Origin of the sequence: Mesorhizobium sp. M7A.F.Ca.MR.362.00.0.0 (assembly GCF_004023175.1) — a bacterium.
In the GTDB taxonomy this organism is placed as follows: Bacteria; Pseudomonadota; Alphaproteobacteria; order Rhizobiales; family Rhizobiaceae; genus Mesorhizobium.
In genome coordinates this window covers 791-3,352 of the sequence record NZ_RZTF01000542.1, presented here as the reverse complement: position 1 = coordinate 3,352, position 2,562 = coordinate 791, and the positions used below count along the sequence as shown (strand labels likewise).

Annotated in this window: 4 protein-coding genes; 3 read left to right on the top strand and 1 reads right to left on the bottom strand. The window is 61.3% G+C overall.

Going from position 1 to position 2,562, the window contains the following annotated elements; genetic code table 11:
* Positions 1–228 precede the first annotated feature (228 nt).
* Positions 229–654 carry a low affinity iron permease family protein gene (locus tag EOC06_RS34785; RefSeq protein WP_128309939.1) on the top strand — a complete coding sequence of 142 codons (426 nt, stop codon included), beginning with the start codon at positions 229–231 and terminating at the stop codon, positions 652–654.
* A gap of 3 nt (positions 655–657) precedes the next feature.
* Here EOC06_RS34785 and EOC06_RS34780 read toward each other — a convergent pair whose 3' ends face one another.
* Positions 658–1,524 carry an SDR family NAD(P)-dependent oxidoreductase gene (locus EOC06_RS34780; RefSeq protein ID WP_128309938.1) on the bottom strand — a complete coding sequence of 289 codons (867 nt, stop codon included), beginning with the start codon at positions 1,522–1,524 and terminating at the stop codon, positions 658–660.
* 188 nt (positions 1,525–1,712) lie between these two features.
* On the opposite strand from EOC06_RS34780, the gene EOC06_RS34775 reads away from it, so the two are divergent.
* Both EOC06_RS34775 and EOC06_RS34770 read left to right on the top strand, forming a co-directional pair.
* Positions 1,713–1,997 carry a hypothetical protein gene (locus tag EOC06_RS34775; protein WP_127320440.1) on the top strand — a complete coding sequence of 95 codons (285 nt, stop codon included), beginning with the start codon at positions 1,713–1,715 and terminating at the stop codon, positions 1,995–1,997.
* Between the two features lie 264 nt (positions 1,998–2,261).
* Positions 2,262–2,562: SH3 domain-containing protein (locus EOC06_RS34770; RefSeq protein ID WP_245470331.1), on the top strand; the 301-nt coding region annotated here is incomplete at its 3' end.

Sequence of the window (2,562 nt, the reverse complement as noted above, 5' to 3'; positions counted from 1 at the left end):
ATGCGGGGGTGGCGCGGCGGAAGGGGCTGGAGGCAAACCGCTGTGAAGCGGAAGGAACAGGCACTCTTGCCTGCACGGTTACTGTGACATTCAACCCATAAAGTGTGTTTTTCGCCCTATGCACTTTATGAGTGTATTCAATTGCGCGCGAGGTATTTGTTTGCATCGGGAACCTGAAACGGTCGCTGGTTGTTTCTCATCGCGCCGCAGCGTCGAGGGATTCGATAGATGGAAAAGCATTTCACCAAGGTTGCCAACTGGGTCGCCCGCATAGCCGGCCTGCCGCCGACATTCGCCGTCTGTTGCCTGATCGTAACCGTCTGGGCGGTGAGCGGTCCGTTCTTCGGTTTTTCGGACACCTGGCAACTCGTCATCAACACGGGCACGACCATCATCACCTTCCTGATGGTCTTCCTGATCCAGAACACTCAGAACCGCGATGGCGCGGCAATCCAGGCCAAGCTCGACGAACTGATCCGGGTCGGCAAGGGCCACAACCACTTCATCGGCATCGAACATCTGACCGAATCCGAAGTCGAGGAAATCCGCGCCAAATGCGAGCGTGCGGCAAAGCGGCATGACGAACAGATCGCCGACACGGCGGCGAAGAAGGCTGTGGCGAGGAAGCGCGGGTCGAAAAAGCAGGCGGCCTGAAAATCAGCCTTTCATGAACGCCGCGAAACTGTCCTTGTGGTCCGGGTGCCAGCGCGACAGGGCTGGGCGGTTCTCGATGATATCGCCGATCGCCCAGGCCATGCGCTTTTCATCCAGCGGGCGGGCCGCCTCATTGTCCGGGCACAGGATGTAGAAATCGCCCCTGGTCAGGGATTCCAACATGAAATCAACGACCTGTTCGCCGGTCCAGGCGCCAGCCGGTTTTTCCGTCGCGCCCTCGGTCAGGCCGGTAAAGGTGAAGCCGGGGATCAGCAGATGCGCGGCGACATGGGCGCCAGGCTCGTTGCGCAGCGCATGCGCGAGGCCTTCGGTGAAGGTTTTCACTCCTGCCTTGGAAACATTGTAGGCAAGATTGCCGGGCGGCGTGGTGATGCCTTGCTTGGAGCCGGTGTTGACGATCAGACCCGGCCTGGCCGAGGCCAGCATGCGCGGCGCGAAGGCCTCCACGCCATGCACGACGCCCCAGAAATTGATGTCCAGCAGCCGTTTCCAGGCATCGCGGTTTTCCCATGGCTTTCCGGGGTTGTCGCCGACGCCGGCATTGTTCATCAGCAGCGACACGCCGTCGAAGGCGCCGAACGCCCTCTCGGCGAGGCGGTCCACCTCATCCGCCTTCGAAACGTCGGCGGCGACGGCAAGCACGGCATCGTCGCCGGCAATCGCGGAAACGGCGCGCGAGGCGTCGTCCAGCCGCGCGCCGCCAATATCGGCCAGCACGATCTTCATGCCCATCAGTGCAAGCCGCTTGGCGGCCGCCAGACCGATGCCGCTGGCGGCGCCGGTGATAACGGCGGCATTGCCTGGGGCAAGCGCGGGCAGGGCGGTCTGGATCTCGGCGTCGGTGATCATGGGCGATGGGTTCCTTGTTCGATGGCGCCGAACTTAGCGCCGGAACCGGCCGGCGCAAGCCTCTGCCCGCCTTGTCGGGTTGACCAGTTCGGTCGAGGCTGCGCATGTTGCCCTTTGCCTCCGCAAAAGAGATTTTGCCCTGGGGACAAAACAAACTTCAGCCTCGGGGACAAACGGAGATTTCCTGATTGACGGACTGGGTTGCAATCCTGAAAGAACAGACCGCCATTGGCGACCAGATGGGCCGCGAGGTGCCGCAGATGCTGGCCAACCCCGACATCAGCGAAACGCAGGTGAAGACGCTCTTTTCCGCCCTGGAGAAACAAGCCGAGTTCGTCGAGAAGCTGCGTATGGCGCTGGAAAAGTTCGGCCATGATTTCTCGATCATCAAGGCCGCGGAACGGCTGGAGGAGCGCTATGCCGACCTTGCCGCATCGGTGGCGGAAAAACTGAAAGCGATGCGCCGTCGGTGAATGCCTCGACCCTGCCTTTGCCCATGGATCCACCTTTGCCCGCGGTGAATTGTCGAAAGACAGTAAATGTCAGCGGTGTTGAAGAGCCAATAAGCGGCAACCGGGAAATTCCTCAACCATGTCCAAGAAAAATCCGGCATCAGTCCCGCTGGCCAGGACGGGCACGGCCGCTCACCTGTTGACTTTTCTTGGCTTGGCCGCTCCTCTTGCAGGGCAGTCTTGGCCGAAGCAGATGAACGGCCAGGATTCGAATGGAGGGGACTGATGAGATTTCGTTTTCTGCTTGTGTTCGCAACCATAATGGCTGCGGTCTTCGGGACGTCCGCCGCAGCCTTCGCTTACAGCGCCCACACCACGACCAATCTCAATGTCCGTAGCGGGCCGGGAGCGGGATATGCCAGGGTCGGAACGCTGCCCGGCGGCTTCAGGGTCAATGTCACCGGCTGCCAGCCGGGCTGGTGCAGAATTCATGGCGGCGGCGTGAGCGGCTGGGCCAGCTCCGGTTATCTCGAACGCTCCCAAATCGTTCGCCCGCCAATCATCATCGTGCGTCCGCCGCATCGGC